Origin of the sequence: Hahella ganghwensis DSM 17046, assembly GCF_000376785.1 — a bacterium.
Classification (GTDB): domain Bacteria; phylum Pseudomonadota; class Gammaproteobacteria; order Pseudomonadales; family Oleiphilaceae; genus Hahella; species Hahella ganghwensis.
Genome location: NZ_AQXX01000133.1, coordinates 1 through 20,514, shown reverse-complemented (window position 1 = coordinate 20,514; position 20,514 = coordinate 1). Strand labels below are relative to the sequence as shown.

At 49.5% G+C, this 20,514-nt stretch carries 17 protein-coding genes and 1 rRNA gene; 10 read left to right on the top strand and 8 right to left on the bottom strand.

What is annotated here, in order from left to right; genetic code table 11:
* Positions 1-117: 117 nt before the first annotated feature.
* Positions 118-954: a MurR/RpiR family transcriptional regulator gene (locus F566_RS0122465; RefSeq protein WP_026180241.1), complete on the top strand. Its 837-nt coding sequence runs from the start codon at positions 118-120 to the stop codon at positions 952-954.
* 103 nt (positions 955-1,057) lie between these two features.
* Here F566_RS0122465 and F566_RS0122460 read toward each other — a convergent pair whose 3' ends face one another.
* From F566_RS0122460 to F566_RS0122450, 3 genes are all read right to left on the bottom strand, one after another.
* Positions 1,058-2,053 (bottom strand): ABC transporter permease, encoded by a 996-nt coding sequence (locus F566_RS0122460; protein ID WP_020409284.1) that lies wholly within the window; start codon positions 2,051-2,053, stop codon positions 1,058-1,060.
* A 94-nt stretch (positions 2,054-2,147) separates the two neighbouring features.
* Positions 2,148-3,695 (bottom strand): sugar ABC transporter ATP-binding protein, encoded by a 1,548-nt coding sequence (locus F566_RS0122455; RefSeq protein WP_020409283.1) that lies wholly within the window; start codon positions 3,693-3,695, stop codon positions 2,148-2,150.
* A gap of 184 nt (positions 3,696-3,879) precedes the next feature.
* On the bottom strand, positions 3,880-4,818 hold the full coding sequence (locus F566_RS0122450; RefSeq protein WP_020409282.1) for a sugar ABC transporter substrate-binding protein: 939 nt from the start codon (positions 4,816-4,818) through the stop codon (positions 3,880-3,882).
* 586 nt (positions 4,819-5,404) lie between these two features.
* Between F566_RS0122450 and F566_RS0122440 the strand changes: the two genes are divergently transcribed.
* From F566_RS0122440 to iolB, 8 genes are all read left to right on the top strand, one after another.
* On the top strand, positions 5,405-6,232 hold the full coding sequence (locus tag F566_RS0122440) for a TIM barrel protein (protein WP_020409280.1): 828 nt from the start codon (positions 5,405-5,407) through the stop codon (positions 6,230-6,232).
* A 93-nt stretch (positions 6,233-6,325) separates the two neighbouring features.
* The gene (locus F566_RS33780; RefSeq protein ID WP_020409278.1) at positions 6,326-7,030 is read left to right on the top strand and encodes a Gfo/Idh/MocA family protein; all 705 of its coding nucleotides are present in this window, start codon (positions 6,326-6,328) and stop codon (positions 7,028-7,030) included.
* Positions 7,031-7,348: 318 nt separating this feature from the next.
* Positions 7,349-9,268 carry a bifunctional 5-dehydro-2-deoxygluconokinase/5-dehydro-2-deoxyphosphogluconate aldolase gene (locus F566_RS0122425; RefSeq protein ID WP_020409277.1) on the top strand — a complete coding sequence of 640 codons (1,920 nt, stop codon included), beginning with the start codon at positions 7,349-7,351 and terminating at the stop codon, positions 9,266-9,268.
* Between the two features lie 51 nt (positions 9,269-9,319).
* Positions 9,320-11,179: a 3D-(3,5/4)-trihydroxycyclohexane-1,2-dione acylhydrolase (decyclizing) gene (iolD, locus tag F566_RS0122420; RefSeq protein ID WP_020409276.1), complete on the top strand. Its 1,860-nt coding sequence runs from the start codon at positions 9,320-9,322 to the stop codon at positions 11,177-11,179.
* A 78-nt stretch (positions 11,180-11,257) separates the two neighbouring features.
* On the top strand, positions 11,258-12,157 hold the full coding sequence (iolE, locus tag F566_RS0122415; protein ID WP_020409275.1) for a myo-inosose-2 dehydratase: 900 nt from the start codon (positions 11,258-11,260) through the stop codon (positions 12,155-12,157).
* Between the two features lie 29 nt (positions 12,158-12,186).
* Entirely contained in the window at positions 12,187-13,689 is a 1,503-nt protein-coding gene (locus F566_RS0122410) for a CoA-acylating methylmalonate-semialdehyde dehydrogenase (protein ID WP_020409274.1), read from the top strand.
* Positions 13,690-13,984: 295 nt separating this feature from the next.
* Positions 13,985-14,188, top strand: coding sequence for a hypothetical protein (locus F566_RS0122405; protein ID WP_020409273.1), 204 nt, complete (start codon positions 13,985-13,987; stop codon positions 14,186-14,188).
* Positions 14,189-14,569: 381 nt separating this feature from the next.
* The gene (iolB, locus tag F566_RS0122400) at positions 14,570-15,370 is read left to right on the top strand and encodes a 5-deoxy-glucuronate isomerase (protein ID WP_026180237.1); all 801 of its coding nucleotides are present in this window, start codon (positions 14,570-14,572) and stop codon (positions 15,368-15,370) included.
* A gap of 68 nt (positions 15,371-15,438) precedes the next feature.
* Here iolB and F566_RS0122395 read toward each other — a convergent pair whose 3' ends face one another.
* Genes F566_RS0122395 through F566_RS0122380 form a run of 4 tightly spaced genes read right to left on the bottom strand, consistent with a single transcriptional unit; the run spans position 15,439 to position 18,911 of the window.
* Entirely contained in the window at positions 15,439-16,101 is a 663-nt protein-coding gene (locus F566_RS0122395) for an energy-coupling factor ABC transporter permease (protein WP_020409271.1), read from the bottom strand.
* 12 nt (positions 16,102-16,113) lie between these two features.
* Complete coding sequence (gene rimI, locus F566_RS0122390) at positions 16,114-16,590, bottom strand: ribosomal protein S18-alanine N-acetyltransferase (protein WP_026180235.1); 477 nt, start codon at positions 16,588-16,590, stop codon at positions 16,114-16,116.
* Entirely contained in the window at positions 16,583-17,341 is a 759-nt protein-coding gene (locus F566_RS0122385) for a hypothetical protein (protein WP_157497013.1), read from the bottom strand. Before F566_RS0122385 ends, rimI begins: the two co-directional genes overlap by 8 nt.
* Positions 17,342-17,366: 25 nt before the next feature.
* Complete coding sequence (locus F566_RS0122380) at positions 17,367-18,911, bottom strand: 2-isopropylmalate synthase (RefSeq protein ID WP_020409268.1); 1,545 nt, start codon at positions 18,909-18,911, stop codon at positions 17,367-17,369.
* A 296-nt stretch (positions 18,912-19,207) separates the two neighbouring features.
* On the opposite strand from F566_RS0122380, the gene F566_RS0122375 reads away from it, so the two are divergent.
* Positions 19,208-19,957 carry a type 1 glutamine amidotransferase gene (locus F566_RS0122375; RefSeq protein WP_020409267.1) on the top strand — a complete coding sequence of 250 codons (750 nt, stop codon included), beginning with the start codon at positions 19,208-19,210 and terminating at the stop codon, positions 19,955-19,957.
* Between the two features lie 335 nt (positions 19,958-20,292).
* Here the strand turns inward: F566_RS0122375 and rrf are convergent.
* A 5S ribosomal RNA gene (gene rrf, locus F566_RS0122370) occupies positions 20,293-20,406 on the bottom strand.
* Between the last annotated feature and the right edge of the window lie 108 nt (positions 20,407-20,514).

Genomic DNA, 20,514 nt, shown 5'->3' with positions numbered 1-20,514 from the left:
GAATATTTATTCCAGAGCAATAATAAATGTTGGATAATGGTCAGCATGTGCATAACGCTGCTGATGAACTATCACAAACATCAGGACAGAGGTCATTCAAACAATAACGGAAATTTTATGTCTCACACCGAACTACCGAGCAATCTTGAAGAATTGGAAAACACCATTGCTGAACGTTATAACGACCTGAGTAAGCGTCTCCAGCAGGTAGCCCGTTATCTGATGGAAAACCCTCGAGGTGTGGCATTGGATACCGTGGCATCCATCGCGGAAAAAGCAGAAGTTACCCCCTCGACGTTGATCCGGTTTGCGAACGCTCTGGGCTTTCAGGGATTCAGCGAGATGCAGCGCCTGTTTCGCAGCAAACTGATAGAGGCCGCTCCGAGTTATAGCGATCGGATTCGCCTGGCACAACAGGAACAGGGAAACCCGGAATCCCCTTCCCCAGTACAACTGCTGCAGGAATTCGCCACATCCAATACGATTGCATTGGATCACTTGAAACAAGCTGTTGAAAACGAATCCCTGGAGAAAGCCATTTCGATCCTTGAGAACGCCAGATCCACTCACATTGTCGGCGTTCGTCGAGCTTTCGTCGTTGCATCCTATTTTGCCTACTCCCTTCGGCATGTTGATCAGCGCGCTTATCTGGTGGATGGTATTGGTGGTATGTTCAAAGAACAGGCAGAAGCCATTGATCATGGTGATGCCGTCATTGCAATCAGCTTCTCACCTTATGGCCAGGAAACATTGGATGTCGCGGAAATCGCCCTTAACAAAGACGTGCCATTGATTGTTATTACAGACAGTCCACTGAGCCCACTGGCACGCCAGGCTACCGTTTGCCTTGTCGTACAGGAAGCTCAGGTGAGAAACTTCCGGTCTCTGACATCTTCTCTATGCCTGGCTCAGACGTTGTCAATAGGATTGGCTTACAGACTGCAAAACCAATAGCATTTTCACCTAAGGTTGATCATCAAAAAAACCGCCTCCGGAATCGAGGGCGGTTTTTTAATAAACCCAAAAACCTGACTGGGCGCATATTTCGAGTTATGTTTCAGGTCTTTTTGCTACGTTTCCCCTGACGATATTGATCGACAACGACTGCCGCTACGATGATGCAACCTTTGATAATATCCTGGTAATAAGCATCCACCCGAAGGAACGTAAATCCGGATAACATTACGCCAAGAATCAAAGCGCCGATCACAGTACCAGTTATACGACCCCGGCCACCAGAAAGTGACACACCACCAATGACGGCAGCAGCAATGGCATCCAATTCATACATCAGCCCCATACCTGCCTGAGCCGTTTTTATACGTGCGATAGCGACCATCGCAGCCAGTCCCGTGAGCAGACCGGCGATCATGTACACCTTGATCAGATGAGTATCAATATTAATACCGGATACCCGTGCCGCTTGCGGATTGGCTCCAATGGCGTAGGTAAACTTTCCGAAACGGGTATACCGCATTACGACGTGAAATATTGCTGCAACAAGGAGAAATACGACAACGGGCATCCAGCGATCCAATCCGTTACCCAGCATGGCGAAACTTTCGGTAAAACCGGATACCGGACTTCCATCGGTGTACCAACGGGCGATACCACGCGCAGTGACCATCATGCCCAATGTCGCGATAAAAGGAGGGATCTTTGTTTTGGTAATCAACCAGCCATTGATGAAGCCAGCCAAAGCCCCCACCAACAATCCGATCATGAGAGGAACAATAAACGGCATATCCACCAGAGACGGATGCACGATCTTCGGCCAGTTGGAAGACTGCGCAAAGGTTGCTGCCACCATGGCACACATCGCGACAACGGACCCTGAGGAAAGATCAATGCCGCCGGTAATGATCACTTGGGTAACCCCCACCGCAATGATGCCAATCACGGAAACCTGCAAAATAATGATCTGGAGCCGACTGACATTCGTCAGAAAACTTTGTCCGACGATAAACCAGCCCAGAATTTCAAAAAAAGCTGCAATCCCGATCAATACCAGGAAGATACTCACTTCCTGAGGTAAGCGCTTCTTGCTCGCCATGATCGGAACCCCTCCTGGTGCTGTCGCTGTACTAGTACTCATAATAACCTCGCAATACTTTCCCGAATCTGTATTTTTCTAAGGGGCAGTTGCTCTATTGGGCGGCCAGATCCATGATCCTGACCTGGTCAGCCTCTTCCCTATCAAGAATCCCAGTGGCACGCCCTTCATGCATGACCAGCACCCTGTCACTCATTCCCAGCACTTCCGGCATTTCCGAGGAGATCATCACAACTGCGACCCCTTTGTGTGCCAATTGGGTAATCAGACTGTGTATCTCCGACTTGGCCCCGACATCAATTCCCCGGGTCGGTTCATCCAGAATCAGTATCTTTGGATTCGTCAACAGCCATCGTGCAATTAAAACTTTCTGCTGGTTTCCTCCGGACAGGTTCTCAATACATTCCTGTAAATCCGGCGTCTTGATTCTCAGCTTCCTGCTCATCTCCTGGCTTGCCGTCTCCAGCTCAAGCTCGGAAACAAAACCTCCTCGTACAAACTGCTCATGCAGCACGGCGACCTGAATGTTTTCCTGGATATCCAGCGGGAGAAAACATCCGGTATCCTTGCGGTCTTCTGTCAGAAACGCCATACCCAGCTTGATCGCATCATTGGGAGATTCAATATTAACTTCCCGGTTATTGATCTTGATGGTGCCACTATCTGCTGGCGTTACACCGAAGAGCGCTTCCGCCACATTGGAACGGCCTGACCCCACCAACCCCGCAATCCCAAGAATCTCACCAGCTCTGACATCAAAAGAAATGTCTTTAAATACCCCATTTAATGTCAGATGTTTTACCGATAGCACAACGTCGCCTAAGGCAACGTCTTCTTTGGGAAACATCTGGGTAATTTCACGGCCGACCATCATGCGGATAATGTCATCACGGGTAACGTCAGTTGAGGCATGGGTTCCGATATATCGGCCATCACGAAATACGGAAAATTCATCCGCAATTTCAAACAGTTCACTCATCTTATGAGTGATATAGACAATGCCGATGCCCTGCTTTTTCAGGTCACGGATAATGTCGAAAAGGTGGGCGACTTCTTTTTCCGTGATCGCAGAGGTAGGCTCGTCCATGATCAGGACATCAGAGTTAAAGGAAACAGCTTTGGCGATTTCTACCATCTGGCGGTTTGCCACCGACAGATCACGGACTTCCATATCCGGATCCAGATTAATATTGAGCCGGTTGAAAAGTTCGTTAGTCTTGCGTCTCATTTCATCGTGATCAACAAAACCAAATCGGGTTTTAGGCTCACGGCGTATCCAGATATTTTCTGCGACCGTCATATAATCCATCAACAGCAACTCCTGATGGATCATGGCTATGCCGGCTTCCTGGGCAGTTAGTGGAGTAGGTAATTCAAGTGTTTGACCACGGAGGCGAATTTCACCTTCATCGGGCTGATAGATGCCGGCAATGATTTTCATCAATGTGGATTTTCCCGCGCCATTTTCGCCCATAAGGGCATGCACAGTACCGGGACGTACTCTCAGAGAAACATCGTCCAGGGCCACGACTCCAGGAAACTCCTTACGGGCATTGACCACTTCAAGGACATATTCTTCGTCCTGCGGCTTAGGAACTGCGTCGCTCAACTCCAACGCCTCCATCTGTGATGCGCTACTCATAACGCAATCCCTCCGTCAGTTTGTTGTAATTCTTGTGATTCGGACAGTTGTTCGGGCTCTTATTCAAGTTTCTGTCGGGCAGCAGTATCACGATAGAACAACTGATCGATCTACTTGTCCCGACAGATTCATACCCGAGGTTGTTATCAATCCTGCGGTCTGCTCAGACCCAATGGAGACCTGTCTACTTCATGTAATTACCCAGGTTATCCGGCGTCACCAGCTCAAATGGAACCCAGACTTTCTGATCCACATCATCCCCTTTGGCTAACTGTACCGCGGCTTTGATAGATCCTTCACCCTGGCCGACTGCACTCTGGTATACAGTGACGTCAAGGTCGCCATTTTTCATCGCCTGCAGGGCATCCGGTGTGGCATCAATGCCGGCAACAACAACAGAGTCCATAGACCGGCCGGCGGCTTTCAATGCCTGAATTGCTCCAATTGCCATCTCATCGTTATTGGATATCACGGCATCAAATTCGATACCAGCCGCTAACCAGTTCGTCATAAGATCATTCCCTTTCGTCCGGGACCACTCTGCCGTTTGCTCAGCGACGACTTCCATACCCGAGCAGTCAGGAGTTGCAATCACATCATGGATATCTTTGGTGCGCTGGATCGCGGCCTGATTGGATAACTCTCCCATCAGGACAACGACCTTCCCCTTGCCCTTAAGGAGTCGACAAACTTCCTGAGTCTGGAAGGTGCCTGAGTCAATTTCGTTGGACGCAACAAATGCTTGATTATCCGGCAGCATGTCGACATTAATCGGTTGGCGATTGACATAGATGAGAGGAATTCCCGCTGCATCAGCATCATCACTCATAGAAACAGTGGCATCGGTGTCTACTGGATTTACGATAATGGCATCGACACCGGAGGCAATGAAATTCTGGATCTGGTTGAGCTGAGTGCCCACTTCGTTCTTGGCGTCTTCAATCTGTACGTCCACACCTTCCTGGGAGGCCGCACTCTGAATACCATTTCGCAAGGCAGTCAGAAAGTTGTCATCAAATAGAGCCATGGATACACCCACCTTTAATTCCTTGGCTAATACAGCTCCGGAAATTAAAGACGCGGCAAACGCAGTTGAGGCGAGAGTTAGAGTCAGTTTCTTCATTTTATTTTTGTCTCCTCGAATATCAGTGACTACCTGAGGTATCACTTTTCTTATTAGTGAGGGCCGGTTTTATACAGCTTCCAGCCTCGATAAACGGGTCACACAGTCAAGGGTGATAACCATGCAGGGAACCTCTCCTATACCATTTCAGACTCAATCAGTGCCTGGCCCGGTTGTCTCAACGACAACGTCCTTTTTGATCAGGCTGAATCTAAAACCACTTCCATTTTTCCAACTTTTATCGAAATGGAATATACGTTCCATATTGCGTTTCATCATCAACCGTGTCAACCCCTTCCTTATCACTTGATGGAATATTTATTCCGCTTTTACATAAGTTTTGACTATCAGGCGTCTGACAGGTCTTTAGAGGCCCTCAACCGGAAGCCTAATTGGCCGTCCCTTCCCTCTGTTTATAAAACGCTATTGCCAGCTTGATATATTTGACCTATAGCGTTCATCAAATCGAATCAAAAAATAAATATTCCCAGCATTGTGTTTTTGGAATTTGAATTCTAATCTATTCCAAAATTGAAACGATCTCGTGATAACGGGCAACAAAAATAAATTATCCATAGGCTCCTCAATGTCTCAGCTCTCGGTAAATTTTGCCCTTAACCATATGACCTGTCCCCAGATGAGTGCAGAAGAGCTAATCGGATCGGCAGCCAGACTTGGCATCAAAGCAGTTGAGCTGCGCAATGACCTCGGTGAAAACAGTCTGACGGAACGATCCAGAGCCAGATCAATTGCTGAGTTAGCCAAACAGAAGGGAATCGAAATCCTAAGTATCAATGCGCTCTATCCATTCAATCTATGGAATGAGGAAAGAGCGGAGCAGGCAGAAAAGCTTGCCATGCTGGCAGCCGCCTGCGGTGCACGGGGACTTGTCCTCTGCCCACTGGTGGACGCACATTTCAGTGCCAGCGACGAGGAAAAGTCCATTGGTTTGACAAAGGCACTGAAAGCCCTGAATGCCATTTTAGCCGCACACCAACTCAAGGGATTCGTGGAACCTCTGGGTTTCCCAGCCTCCTCACTGCGGACCAAACGTCAGGTGGTTGATACGATCAAAGAGCGCAGCCTGGAAAACAGGTTTCTTCTGGTTCACGACACTTTTCATCATCAAGGCGCAGGTGAAAATGAAGTATTTGCCACACACACCGGCCTGGTTCATATATCAGGCGTAGAAGATGAAGCCATTGGATTCTCTGACATGCAGGATGCCCACCGACTGTTGGTAGGCCCCAAAGACCGCCTGAACACTGTGGGCCAGATCAGGCAACTACTGTCATCCGGCTATGACCAATTTATTTCATTTGAATCTTTTGCCAAAGAAATCCGGGATCTCGACGACCCTATGGCAGCAGTGGAACAAAGCATCCGTTATATTCAGCAAAAAATAGCGGGCTAATCCAATGGTGATTCAGCCCAATCACAGGCATATCGACATCGTGGCGACCGTGATGGTCAAACCCAACTTTAAGAACATAGAAGAGGAAGATTGATGACTGTAAGAATAGGCGTTATAGGGACCGGAGCTATCGGAGAAGATCATGCAAGGCGCATCACCAATACTCTTACCGGGGGCGAAGTTGTTGCCGTAAATGACGTCAATACCGATCAGGCTCGGGCTGTCGTGGATAATCTGAAGCTGAATGCCAGGGTATATGACAGCGGACATGATCTGATCAAGGCAGACGATGTGGACGCTGTTCTGGTCACTTCCTGGGGCCCCACCCATGAAGAGTTCGTAGTTGCTGCGATTCAAGCTGGCAAGTATGTTTTTTGCGAGAAACCATTAGCCACGACAGCCCAGGGATGTCAGAACATCGTGGATGCTGAAATCGCTGCCGGAAAACGCCTGGTACAAGTAGGCTTTATGCGTCCTTTCGACAGTGGCTATCGATTGCTGAAAAAAGCCATCGACGCCGGCGAAATCGGCACACCTCTTATGATTCATGCCGCCCACCGAAACCCTACCGTACCTGAAACCTATATTACCCCAATGGCCATTCACGATACCCTGATCCATGAGCTGGATGTCTTCAGATGGCTGCTTGAAGATGACTACAAAACCGCTCAGATTGAAGGTATTGCTACCGACAGTCCCATATGGCCTGACTTTCGAGCGGCTTACCGGGTCAATGTCATTATGGACGCAGTCGAGCAATCCCATGCAAAGCATTGCTGGGTACCAATCACCGCGTGATCAAAAACAACTGTCGGTTGGCAATGACTCATTGGCCACTGCCAACCGGTATAACTGTTTCTCATTTATTTCGAAATATTTATTCCAAGAGACATTTTTCCCAAAGTATCCAAAGCGCTGAAACTTCCATATAAAACAGGCGCTTTATCGGTATAGGTTATATATGAAACCTAGTTTCCAACCATTGTTTTTTTGGAATTTTTATTCTATTATTTTTAAAAATGAAATGTCAGCACCGGCTCTTTCGCCGACAGCCGACCAGATCATCTCTAGCTTTGAGGTTCTCTCCTTCCAAAGCAGTACACAGGATGAAATTGTATGACCAACAACAAACCACTGGATCTGATCTGCCTTGGACGTGCCGCCGTCGATTTATACGGAGAACAGATCGGCAGCCGCCTCGAGGATATGAGCAGCTTTGCCAAGTACCTTGGTGGCTCTTCCGGCAACATTGCTTATGGCGCAGCCCGCATGGGACTGAAATCCGCCATGTTGACCCGGGTGGGCGATGAGCATATGGGACGGTTTGTTCGTGAGGAGCTGGCCAGAGCCGGTGTAGACACCAGTCATGTGGTAACAGACCCCCACCGATTGACAGGTCTGGTGATTCTGGGCATCAAAGACAGAGAGACATTTCCCCTGATCTTTTACCGTCATGACTGCGCCGACATGGCGATCGACCCCAGCGATTTCAGTCCGGGGTTTATAGGTTCCAGCAAAGCCCTGCTAATCACCGGGACTCACTTTTCGACTGAACAGACTTATACCACCAGCAAAACTGCCATTGAATATGCCAAGTCCGCTGGAACGAAAGTCATACTCGACATCGATTATCGGCCCGTCCTTTGGGGACTGACCGGCTTGGGCGATGGCGAAACCCGATTTATTTCCAACGAAGGTGTCACCAGACATCTTCAAACAATCATTCCTGAGCTGGATTTGATTGTGGGAACTGAAGAGGAAATTCATATTGCTGGCGGAAGTACAGATACGATTGCCGCTCTGAAGACAATCCGCAGTCTGACATCGGCCACCATTGTTCTGAAGCTTGGCGCACAGGGTTGCACAGTGCTCGACGGTAAAATTCCGGACACGGAAAACGAATTCGAAGTGCATAGCGGTGTTCGCGTGGATGTGCTCAATGTTCTCGGTGCTGGCGATGCCTTCATGAGCGGCTTCCTTCGTGGCTGGCTGCGCGAGGAATCTCATGCAAAAAGCTGTGCCTATGCCAACGCCTGTGGCGCCCTGGTGGTTTCCCGCCATGGTTGTGCTCCGGCAATTCCAAGTGCTGAAGAACTGGATGATTACCTGTCCCGGGCGGAAAGTATCAGGTTCCCGGACAAAGATGCGCGACTTAACTATCTGCATCGTGTAACGACCCAACGCTCGAATCAGAGCTGGCAGGATCTCTGCATTCTGGCATTCGACCACCGAAAACAGTTATTCGATATGGCCCGAGAAGTCGGCGCTGATCCGGAGAGAATCAAATACCTGAAACAACTCCTGGTTAAAGCTACGAAACAGGGTGCCAGCATGATCGGCAGCAGTCAGGTAGGTGTTTTGATCGATGACACTTACGGACAGGACGCATTAAATGACGTCACGGGACAAGGCTGGTGGATCGGACGTCCGGTAGAGCAGCCCAGCTCAAGGGCTATCGAGTTTGAAGGTGGGCAGTCCATTGCCGCCAAACTCCAGAACTGGCCCAAGGAACACATTGTTAAATGCCTGATATTTTACCATCCGGATGATGAAATAAGTCTCCGACTGACCCAGGAGCGTCGGGTCATCAAGCTCTTTCAGGCTTGCTGTCAGACCGGGCATGAATTTCTGCTGGAACTGATTCCTCCCAGGGATATGCCTTTAAGTGACGATGTTTACATCAATGCCATGAAACGCTTCCTGAATTTGGGGGTATTCCCTGACTGGTGGAAACTCCCGCCACAATCAAAAACAGGATGGCAGCGGATCACTGATCTCATTAATGATCGTTCCCCCCATTGCCGGGGAGTCGTCATGCTGGGCCTTGATGCGCCTGCAGAAGAATTGCAAAAAGGATTCTCAGACAGCGCAGGATTCAGTGTCTGCAAAGGTTTCGCTGTCGGGAGAACCATATTCAGCGAACCCAGCCGCCAATGGTTACGAAGGGAGATTGGAGACAAAGAGTTTATCGATGCCATCGTCTCCAACTATCTGGAACTGGTTTCTTACTGGAAAGCCCGCAACAGTGACAACTAGACAAAAGAGTGGCATCCCTCCGGCAGGTGACAATAAGAGGATTCAAAAACGATGCAAACAATAAGAACCATCAGACTCACCATGGCTCAGGCGGTCATTCGCTTCCTGACCGCCCAGAAAGTAGAAATCGACGGCGATATCAAACCGATGTTTGCGGGTGTCTGGGCTATTTTCGGGCACGGCAATGTCGCTGGACTTGGTGAAGCGCTCTATCAGGTCCGAGACACACTCCCGACTTACCGGGCTCATAATGAACAAGGCATGGCCCATGCGGCAATTGCCTACAGCAAAACGCTGAACCGAAAGCAGATGATGGCATGCACAGCTTCGGCAGGCCCAGGCTCCACCAACATGATCACGGCGGCAGCTGTCGCTCACGTTAACCGGCTCCCGGTATTATTTCTGCCTGGCGACACTTTCGCCACTCGCATGCCGGACCCTGTCCTTCAGCAAGTGGAAAGTTTTCAGGATTATACACTAACATCTAACGACTGCTTCAAACCGGTCAGCCGCTTTTTTGACCGGATCACGCGCCCGGAGCAATTGCTGACATCCTTACCTCAGGCCATGCGCGTTCTGACCGACCCCGTAGAATGTGGCCCAGTGACTCTGGCTATGCCCCAGGACGTCCAGACCATGGCCTACGACTATCCTGAGCATTTATTTAACGAAAAAATTCATCGGCTACGCCGCCAGGCCCCTGACTCGAATGAACTGGCTGACGCCATCGATCTAATCCGGCAAGCCAGAAAGCCATTGGTCGTTGCAGGTGGCGGCCTACACTATTCCGGTGCTTTATCGGAATTGGATGATTTTGTGCGCCGTTTTAATCTTCCGGCTGGAGAGACCCAGGCCGGCAAGGGAGCTCTGCCCTGGGATCATCCTCAGAATATGGGAAGTATTGGCGTCACTGGGGCAACATCGACTAACACCCTCGCGACAGAAGCCGACCTGATTATAGCCATCGGTACCCGCCTGGGAGATTTCACTTCCGGTTCACGAGCGATGATCAACCCGGATGCCAGACTACTTTGCCTTAATGTCACCTCCTTCGATGCGATCAAGCATAAGGGTCAGGCCCTTGTGGGTGATGCTAAATTGTCACTCCCCCTGCTGACATCCTCTTTGGATGGCTGGCAACCAGACGGTCAGTGGATCGAAAAAGCAGCACAACTGCGTGAGCAATGGATCAAGACCGTCGATATCGCCACCACCGATCGCGGAAGCAACCTGCCAACAGATGCCGAAGTCGTCGGGGCAGTCAACCGCGCTGCCGGAGAGCGGGATATAGTGGTCTGCGCAGCTGGTGGATTGCCGGGAGAGCTACAAAAACTATGGCGTACCCGCTTCGACAAGGGCTACCACATGGAGTACGGCTATTCCTGTATGGGCTATGAATTGGCTGGCGGCCTGGGTACCAAGATGGCGATGCCGGATTCCGAAGTCTTTGTGATGGTGGGAGACGGTTCCTACCTTATGCTGAATTCCGAAATAGCCACTTCAATCATGCTGGGGCACAAACTCATCATCGTGGTGTTGGACAACCGGGGTTTCGGGTGCATTCACCGATTACAACAATTTTGCGGAGGGCCAGGCTTCAATAACCTTCTCGAAGATTGTTTAAGCGCAGAAGACGGAGCCCCCCGCACAGACTTTGCCGCTCACGCTGCTGCACTGGGCGCCCGATCCGAGCAAGTGACCTGTGTCCGGGAACTGGAACAGGCGTTAGCACGGGCAAAAGCCTCAGATAAAACTTACGTTATTGCCCTGAACACAGATGCCCTGAGCACCACTGAAGAAGGTGGTTCCTGGTGGGACGTTGCCATTCCCGAAGTCTCGCCCCGAGACGAGGTCGCAGAGGCAAGAAGGCGTTATGACACATTTAAGGCAAGACAGTTTAAAAATATGTAACGACTTACTGACCTTTGAACTTCAGATGAACTCGACATCGATGATTTGGAAGCGCTGATCGCTTACTGGAGAAAAGTAATGAGTGTAAAACTGGGCATCAATCCCCTGACCTGGACTAATGACGACCTGCCTGAACTCGGCGGTGAAACGCCACTGGAACAATGCCTGAGTGAGGGACGACAAGCGGGTTTCAGCGGATTTGAGTTAGGTCATAAATTTCCACGCAAACCGGAAGTACTCGGCCCGATCCTCCAGCATCACCAACTGAGCCTCGTATCAGGTTGGTACAGCGCTGAACTGCTGACCAGGAGCGTTGATGAGGAAATCAAAGCCATTCAGGATCACTTAGTTCTTCTGAGGGAGCTTGGCGCAAAGGTGATGGTATTCTGCGAAGTCACCGGTTGCGTCCACGGACAACGTAACACCCCGATATCACATTCTCCCCGAATGAACGACAGCCAATGGGAAGAGTTTACCAAACGCCTGACTCAAGTGGCCGATTACACTCTGGGGCAAGGCGTTCAAATTGTCTATCACCACCATATGGGTACCATTGTGGAAACGGAAGAGGATATTGATCGCCTGATGGCCCTCACAGGAGACTCTGTGGGACTGCTACTGGATACAGGTCATCTGGCCTATGCAGGAGGAGACCCTCTGGCCATTCAGCAAAGACACGCTGACAGGATCAATCATGTACATTGCAAAGACATCCGCCGTTCAGTCTTGGCGGACGCCCGTAACCGGAATCTCAGTTTTCTCGATTCCGTCCTGAACGGTGTCTTTACTGTGCCTGGAGATGGATGCGTGGACTACCTGCCAATATTCAAAGGACTGAAAGCATCAGGCTATGAGGGCTGGCTGGTTGTGGAAGCAGAGCAGGACCCGGCCATAGCCCATCCATTAACATACGCCACCATGGGACACGATAATCTCGTACGCCTATGCGAAGACGCCGGCTTTACCCTCTCTCACTAGCCGCCGGTAAAAAATACAGGAAATCTAACATGAAAACTCTCGGTAATTTTATTCATAACGAACCGAAAGCCAGTGAAAGCAATCGTTACTCTCCAATTTTTAATCCGGCAACCGGTCAACAAAACCTTCAGGTTGTTTTATCCAGTGCCGAGGAGACCCGCCAGGCAATCACCATTGCCGAAGAAGCATTGAAAAGCTGGAGCAAAGTTACACCACTGAACCGTGCCCGCATCTTATTCAAATTCAAATCGCTGGTGGAAGATCACGCTGATGAACTGGCGGAATTGATTACCAAAGAACACGGCAAAGTCTTTTCCGATGCCAAAGGTGAATTGACCCGGGGTCTGGAAGTGGTGGAATTTGCCTGTGGTATTCCCCATCTCTTGAAAGGCGAACATAGCCTGAATGTGGGACGGGGGGTAGACAGTTACAGCAAAATGCAGCCAGTTGGCGTTTGTGCCGGGATCAGCCCTTTCAATTTTCCGGCCATGGTTCCCATGTGGATGTTTCCCATCGCGATTGCCTGCGGCAATACCTTCGTGATGAAACCTTCCGAAAAAGACCCTAGTGCCACCTATCGTCTGGCAGAGCTACTGGCAGACGCCGGTCTTCCACCAGGAGTATTTAATATCATTAACGGCGATAAGGAAGCGGTTGACGTTCTACTGACAGACGATCGCATCAGTGCCGTCAGTTTCGTTGGATCCACCCCTGTCGCCGAATACATCTATAAAACCGCCAGTGCCCATGGTAAACGGGTCCAGGCATTGGGTGGCGCGAAAAACCACATGGTCATCATGCCTGATGCAGATCCAACACAGGTTGTTAACTCACTAATGGGAGCAGCCTACGGTTCAGCTGGCGAGCGCTGCATGGCGATCTCTGTGGCAGTCTGCGTCGGCGACGAGGTTGCCAACCATCTGATCAGCCAGCTTATCAAGGAAATTGATGCCATGCGGGTCGGCCCGGGTATCGGACTGTCGGAAGAAGCGCATATGGGCCCGCTAATCAGCAAGGAGCATGCAGCAAAAGTACGCAGCTACATCGACTCCGGTGTAGAGGAAGGCGCATCTTTGATTGTCGATGGCAGACAATTTCAGTACCCGGGACATGAAGGTGGATACTTTGTCGGCCCAACGTTGTTTGATAACGTCAAACAGGGGATGCGTATCTACGACGAAGAAATCTTCGGTCCGGTGCTATCTATTGTCCGGGTCAACACTTACGAAGAAGCAGTCAATCTGATCAACAACCACGAATACGGCAATGGTACTGCCATATTCACCCGTGACGGAGACAGTGCCCGCCAGTTTTGTGAAGATATCCAGGTGGGTATGGTAGGAGTCAACGTCCCTATTCCGGTTCCAATGGCATTCCACAGCTTCGGAGGCTGGAAACGCTCACTGTTTGGTCCTCTGCATATGCATGGTCCGGATGGTGTGCGCTTCTACACCAAGATGAAAACCATCACCGCCCGCTGGCCAACCGGACAACGAGCCGGCGCTGAGTTCTCCATGCCTACCATGAAATAGGCGAGTTCAGCTTGCTCCAATCAGCACACTCCCCCCGAGAGGAATTGGCCATCGAAATTCCCAAACCTCACGGGGGTCATCTGCACTTTCAGGTGATATTCGCTATCGCGCCCAGACCTTTTGTTCATCATTTACCACAGAATAAAACCGAAATATCGAATACCCTTACCCGGATGATTCCTGATAATTTCTACGATTAGAGAACTGCATATATAGATGAAGAGATGCTGAATCAATCAGGAGTTTCTAAATTCCTGCATCCTATAGCGGAAAAATTGAGTGATAGAGCAACAGTATGAAAGAAAATGATCTGGCCTTTTTCCAACCCTTATGGCGTCGGGTTGCAATAACCGTCTTCTGTGCTTTCTGGGCGATGTTGGAATGGCTGACCCAAGCACCTTTCTGGGGCATGATTGCCACAGGTATGACAGCCTATTGTTACTGGACTTTGTTTCACACCTTTACTCCCCTGAATGACCATCCGGATGAGAGTCCCTGATCGCAAGAAAGAATTTAAACTGAACTACCAGATACAAAAAAGCCGGGAATCAGGCGCCAAATCCCGGCACTATCCGTCAAGTTAGGGTGCCTCTGAAAAACGTTGGCTAGGCCTCAGTGCAGGGCAAAAGACAGCAACTCCTTCCACAAGCCTATCTCCCCTCTTAGCCGTTTATATCCGAAAACGTAGATAATTCGATTGTTTAACCACACCCAGAATCTTGCTCACGCCATCAATTGTTGGAAAATTTAAACTTTCTCAAATTCAAAGTGGAATATTTATTCCTTATACTTTAAATTAGGGAAATAGATTCCAATGACATTTCCTGGCACCGATGACTCTAAGTACAGCTGGGAAAAACAGCAATTGCGAGGGAGCCCCATGTCAAACCTGCTTGTCCGCCCGACACAACCAGACGAACAAGGGCGAATTATTGAAATTACTCCCGCCACAGCCGGCTGGCAATATGTTGGATTTGAGGTCTACCAACTTCAACCTGGCCAGGTACTGGAACAAGAGACCGGTGACCAGGAAGTTTGCCTCGTACTTGTGGGTGGTAAAGCGAACATCAGCACTGGTGATCAGTTATGGAAGAACATTGGACACCGAATGGACCCGTTCGAAAAGACACCACCTTATGCTGCTTATATTCCTGATAACAGCCAGTTTCGCGTCGAGGCGACGACACCTTTGGAGCTTGCCGTCTGCAAAGCGCCGGGATTCGGCAACCACAAAGCACGGCTGATTGAACCGGATGAGCGCAAATGTTCGACCCGGGGACAAGGAACCAATACGCGTTTTATTCAGGACATCTTGCCTGACTGCGAAGACGCAGACAGTTTATTGGTGGTGGAGGTATATACACCCGGGGGCAACTGGTCGAGTTATCCCCCTCACAAACACTCGGAGGATAATCTCCCGCACGAGTCGTTTCTGGAAGAAATCTACTATCACCGCCTCAACCCGTGCCAGGGCTTTGCCTTTCAACGGGTCTACACAGATGACCGATCCCTGGATGAAACTATGAGTGTGGAGAATCAGAACGTGGTCTTGGTCCCGAAAGGCTATCACCCTGTAGGAGCTCCTCACGGCTATGACCTGTACTACCTTAACGTGATGGCAGGCCCGAAAAGAGCCTGGAAATTTCATAACGATCCTGCCCATGAGTGGATGTTGAAATAGCTCTCGGTCATCCACTCTTATCAAACTGCTCTGCAGCAGTGATTGGAAGGGCTCTCCCCCTTCCTTTTTTACTTATACCTGCTCTGGTCAAAGGTTCCGAGCCATTGAGGAAAATAAACCATAACGCCGGTCACCAACATCCCGTTAATCACACCTTCCGGCAGCATGATTAAAGGCAGATAAGTCAGAAGCAGTCCGTGGTCCGATGACCAATTCTCCTCACCAATCAACCAACATGAAGTTACGCCCAATGTGATTGAAACTGCGATAGTGAGTGCAGCACCAAAAAAAGCATTGATAAAGATATAAGCAAAGAAGCTGCGAAAATTTGCACAACGCTCGATGTTGATACAGAGCATCGTGATCAGCACGGGCAGTAATACTGCTAATACAACATTCCAAGGCAACATCATCCATGAAGTCCTTCCCAATATCGCCAAGACCAGCATGGCTGCAGTGCCTGCCAGAAAAGCCAGATTCCCTCTTAACATCAGAGTGACAAAAGTCATTCCCAGAAAATGAAAGGCAGGACCAAAATCAATTTCATAGCGAATCAGCCACAGTAATGACAGCAGCAGTATAGAAGCCAGGAATCGATGCTGAAGGTCGCTGTGACGAACCAGATAAGCGATAACGCCAACCCTGAGTATTGCCGCCAGAAGCAGTATCAGCGCTCCCCAACCAGCCAATACCCATGCGTTGATCCCTTCCAACTCCACCAGACATTCCATTTGAAATGACCTTCAGGCGCGAGCGATATTCGAATCGATTTCTCTGGCCATGACGATAGCGTCCTCACGCTCATGACCGGCAGGGTAGTAAGCTTTGCGCAGACCAATCTGAGTAAAACCATGCTTCTTATACAAAGCCACGGCAACCTCGTTACTGATCCTGACTTCAAGAAATAGCTTACATACCTCAAGTTGTCTTAATCGGCTGATCAGAAATTCTAGAATGACATGGGATAACCCATTCCCCTGCCAGTTCTTTCCTATACACAGATTCAATAGATGTCCTTCATCAAGGACATGCGAAATAATACCATGGCCAATGATCTCATCATCCAGCAAGGCAACCCAGCATTCCGAAATACCACCCAGGCATTCCCTTAGAACGGCTTCTGACCAAGGGTGAGAATAGGCACTGCGTTCATTGTTAAGAACCTTGGTAAGATCCGCTTCATCCATATAGCGGAATATCATTTGGGTAGGGTCAGTCATTGTCACCATTGGTTTTTTGGCTTAGAAGTGAACGTAAAGAGTTCCATATATCCCTTTTCAGAATCGGTTGATCAAGCACCTGACGCAATCCCGGTTGCTCAACGACATTCCCCTGCTGACGAAACTTCTCTGGAACCTGACCAAAAAACACGATAGGGAAGTTTGAATTGTGATTTTCCGCTGCAAGCCACCGACACAGTGCTAACGACTTATTCTCAGAGGTATGGCCAGGCAACCCGGGATGTGGAAGAGGCGGCCATTGAAAGGTTTGCAGATTTGGGGGATTGCCTTTTACACATGCCGTGACAATATTCTTCAGTAGCGTCACTTCGGGCATAACCGGCTCAGGTAGATCAGGCCCATCAATCTCTGCCACAAAGGATATGCCGCTGGACATATATCCCACATAACAAACAGCTTTCTCATCTCTCTCTGAATCATCCGCCTGAACGTCCTCCGATGATAGCGGGGCTGTTTTTTCTACAGTTTTTTCCACCGGTTCAGGTGCAATATCCGCAATATTTGGCCTCTGGGCAGAAAACGATTCAAAAGACGGTTTATGCTTCTGCTGTTGCTTTAGTCCCGTGCTTGCGGAGGAAGGTGAAGAGACTGCCAGATTTTCGCTGACGACCTCTTCTGGTTCAGCGAATTCGAAACGGGGGGAACAGGCTGCACCGGGCATAAGCTCCCGAGCATACCACTGGGTCACACCAAATTGTGCCAGGTATCGCTGCCTATCTTGCTCTAACACGTTATAACGCTCCCGCACCTGGCACTCACACATCCCCCTGGGGATGATGTCTGGTATGCTCCCGGGAAATTAGATTCAAAGCATTTACATATGCCTTTGCCGATGCGATCACAATGTCTGTGTCTGCACCGACACCATTCACTATACGGCCGCCTCGTTCGAGACGTACCGTTACTTCACCTTGAGAATCTGTACCGCTGGTGATTGCATTGACTGAATATAGCTGCAAGCTGGCGCCGGACTCCGCCATAGATTCGATCGCACGAAAAGCAGCATCTACCGGACCACTACCTTCACTACTGACAGTGTGTTCAACCCCCTCAACTTCCAGCGTTAGCTTGGCCACTGGAGTCACCCCAGTTTCACTTGCAACAGACATACAAACCAGCTTGAACTTACCTTCAATGTCCGAACCGGCCCCGGCGCTTACCAGTGCCTGAAGATCTTCATCAAATATTTCATGCTTTTTGTCTGCCAATTCTTTGAATCGCGTAAATGCCTCATTCAGCTCCGACTCAGTTTCAAAGACATGCCCCAGTTCCTGCAATCGAGTTCGGAAGGCGTTGCGCCCCGAATGTTTACCTAAGACCAGGCTGTTAGTGTGCCAACCTACATCTTCTGCCCGCATGATTTCGTAGGTTTCGCGATGTTTCAAAACACCATCCTGGTGGATGCCTGACTCATGGGCGAAGGCATTAGCACCTACAATAGCTTTATTAGGCTGCACAGGAAATCCGGTTATCGTGGAGACAAGCCTGGAAGTCGGGACAATATGTTGGGTCTCTATCTGAGTATCGATACAGAACAAGTCCTTTCTGGTCCGGACAGCCATCACAATCTCTTCCAGAGAAGCATTACCCGCCCGCTCCCCTAGTCCATTGATAGTACACTCCACCTGCCTGGCACCATGTGAAACCGCCGCCAGGGAGTTGGCGACCGCAAGACCCAGATCATTATGGCAATGTACTGAGAAAATCGCTTTGTCGGCATTCGGAATTCTTTCAATCAACGTTCGAATGGTGTCGCCGAACTGTTCAGGAATGGCATAGCCTACAGTATCGGGAATATTGATCGTGCCGGCCCCGGCATCAATAGCGGCCTCGATAATCCTGCACAGAAAATCAATTTCTGAGCGACCGGCATCTTCACAGGAAAACTCCACATTGTCAGTATAGCCCCGCGCTCTCTTGACCGCTCTGACAGCCTGTTCGACCACCTGATCCGGCTCCATCTGGAGCTTGTACTTCATGTGAATGGGAGATGTGGCAATAAACGTATGTATACGCGCTGACTTTGCCGGCTTCAGGGCTTCGGCCGCGCGATCAATATCCTTATCCAAGGCTCTTGCCAGACTGCAGACAGTTGAGTCTTTGACAGATCCTGCTATTGCCTTTACAGAGTCAAAATCACCCGGACTCGCTATTGCAAAACCAGCTTCGATAACATCCACCTTCATTCGCTCCAGGGCCTTGGCAATCCTCAGCTTTTCAGCTTTAGTCATAGAAGCCCCTGGGCTTTGTTCTCCATCACGTAAAGTAGTGTCGAAAATTACCAGATGATTGGTAGACATCATTGTTATCCTGACTGACTCGTTGACTGTAGTACTCGTGGAAGGAATATACTGCTTCTCTTTCTAGCAGCATTTTACCAGCGTGGGATCGTTTCAAGGTAGCAGCATTTCACTTTCATATCTCTGATGTGTATGAACGCATCAAGCAAGCTCCGGAGATAACGTCACTGCATGACCTAATTTTGGCATGCAAACAACTATAACTATTGCCTGAACACTTGCCAAGCGCAGCAAGTCGTTACAAGCTAATAGAATCATTCCCCCCTATCTATCGCGATAATTAAAAAGGGCCAGCCATGACTAAAGGCAGAGATAAGTTAAAACTTCTTCTGCTACAGATCCGAGAATCTCCGAAAGTTCGCCGAGAGGAACTGGAAAGCTTTGCCAGGTATTGCCGACTAAACATCAACCAGATTGATGTTCTCAACGTTTTCGACACTCCTGACTTCTCATTAAACAGCAATGCTGGTTATGATGCGCTACTTGTGGGGGGAGCCAGCGACGCCAATGTTCTTCACCCTGAAAAGTACCGCTTTGTTCCTCGAGCACAGGAACTGCTAATGAGATGTGTCGACGTGAAACAACCAGTGTTTGCGTCCTGCTTTGGCTATCAGCTTGCCGTACTGGCCCTTGGAGGAGAAATTATCCACGATGGGGACATCTACGAGATGGGAACTATTCCAATCTCGCTAACAGAAGACGCAGGTAGAGACTTGGTTTTCCAAGGGGTTCCTGACGGCTTCATGGCGGTCTCAGTTCACAAACAGAAATCCGTGACTGTACCACCCAATACAATTTCGCTGGCTCACACCGCTGTATGCAATCATTCTTTTAAAGTGATTAATAGTCCATTCTGGGCTTTTCAGTTTCATCCCGAAGTAGACAAACGAATTCTAATTGAACGTCTCACCTTCTATAAAGAACACTACACCAACGATGATGGCCATCTGGACAGTGTTCTCTCTGTCGCCCAGGAAACCCCGGAAGCCAATGACCTCTGCGCTCGATTCATCGATCATGTTCTGCTCGGCCTTGATCCGTCTTAAAGGCGCTTTCAGGCGGCTACACATATCCTCTTAGGCCACGGACAGGCAGTTTAATATCCTTCCAGACAATAAAGTGTATCCGGACAGGGCCAGGGGGAGAGGTTGGGGGTTTCATCCCACCAATAAAAAAGGCCCATCCGCTAGGATGAGCCTTCTCTATGTATTAGAAGCCTGACGACGACCCGGGGCTACGCAGAGCTTCACCCGCCTGACCGGGATCTTATCAAACTGTTGATAAGCCCTTTTCCCGCCCAGGCACTCCCGTAGGTCTTGGTTTTCATATCCCCAATAAAAAAGGCCCATCCGCTAGGATGAGCCTTCTTTATGTATTAGAAGCCTGACGACGACCTACTCTTGCATGGACGAACCACACTACCATCGGCGCTGAACTGTTTCACTTCTGAGTTCGGAAAGGGATCAGGTGGTTCCAGCTCGCTATGATCATCAGGCGAAACTGCTAAGCCTTGGCTTGTTCGTTTCGCAACCCTGCTTTCTTACCTTCGCAAGGCCACTGATAAAATCGGCATTCGATCACTCGTAACAATCGGATAAGCAAG

Coding starts and splice junctions, on each gene's coding strand:
- F566_RS0122465 (WP_026180241.1), top strand. CDS start 118: ATGTCTCACACCGAACTACCGAGCAATCTTGAAGAATTGGAAAACACC.
- F566_RS0122460 (WP_020409284.1), bottom strand. CDS start 2,053: ATGGCGAGCAAGAAGCGCTTACCTCAGGAAGTGAGTATCTTCCTGGTA.
- F566_RS0122455 (WP_020409283.1), bottom strand. CDS start 3,695: ATGAGTAGCGCATCACAGATGGAGGCGTTGGAGTTGAGCGACGCAGTT.
- F566_RS0122450 (WP_020409282.1), bottom strand. CDS start 4,818: ATGAAGAAACTGACTCTAACTCTCGCCTCAACTGCGTTTGCCGCGTCT.
- F566_RS0122440 (WP_020409280.1), top strand. CDS start 5,405: ATGTCTCAGCTCTCGGTAAATTTTGCCCTTAACCATATGACCTGTCCC.
- F566_RS33780 (WP_020409278.1), top strand. CDS start 6,326: ATGACTGTAAGAATAGGCGTTATAGGGACCGGAGCTATCGGAGAAGAT.
- F566_RS0122425 (WP_020409277.1), top strand. CDS start 7,349: ATGACCAACAACAAACCACTGGATCTGATCTGCCTTGGACGTGCCGCC.
- iolD (WP_020409276.1), top strand. CDS start 9,320: ATGCAAACAATAAGAACCATCAGACTCACCATGGCTCAGGCGGTCATT.
- iolE (WP_020409275.1), top strand. CDS start 11,258: ATGAGTGTAAAACTGGGCATCAATCCCCTGACCTGGACTAATGACGAC.
- F566_RS0122410 (WP_020409274.1), top strand. CDS start 12,187: ATGAAAACTCTCGGTAATTTTATTCATAACGAACCGAAAGCCAGTGAA.
- F566_RS0122405 (WP_020409273.1), top strand. CDS start 13,985: ATGAAAGAAAATGATCTGGCCTTTTTCCAACCCTTATGGCGTCGGGTT.
- iolB (WP_026180237.1), top strand. CDS start 14,570: ATGTCAAACCTGCTTGTCCGCCCGACACAACCAGACGAACAAGGGCGA.
- F566_RS0122395 (WP_020409271.1), bottom strand. CDS start 16,101: ATGGAATGTCTGGTGGAGTTGGAAGGGATCAACGCATGGGTATTGGCT.
- rimI (WP_026180235.1), bottom strand. CDS start 16,590: ATGACTGACCCTACCCAAATGATATTCCGCTATATGGATGAAGCGGAT.
- F566_RS0122380 (WP_020409268.1), bottom strand. CDS start 18,911: ATGTCTACCAATCATCTGGTAATTTTCGACACTACTTTACGTGATGGA.
- F566_RS0122375 (WP_020409267.1), top strand. CDS start 19,208: ATGACTAAAGGCAGAGATAAGTTAAAACTTCTTCTGCTACAGATCCGA.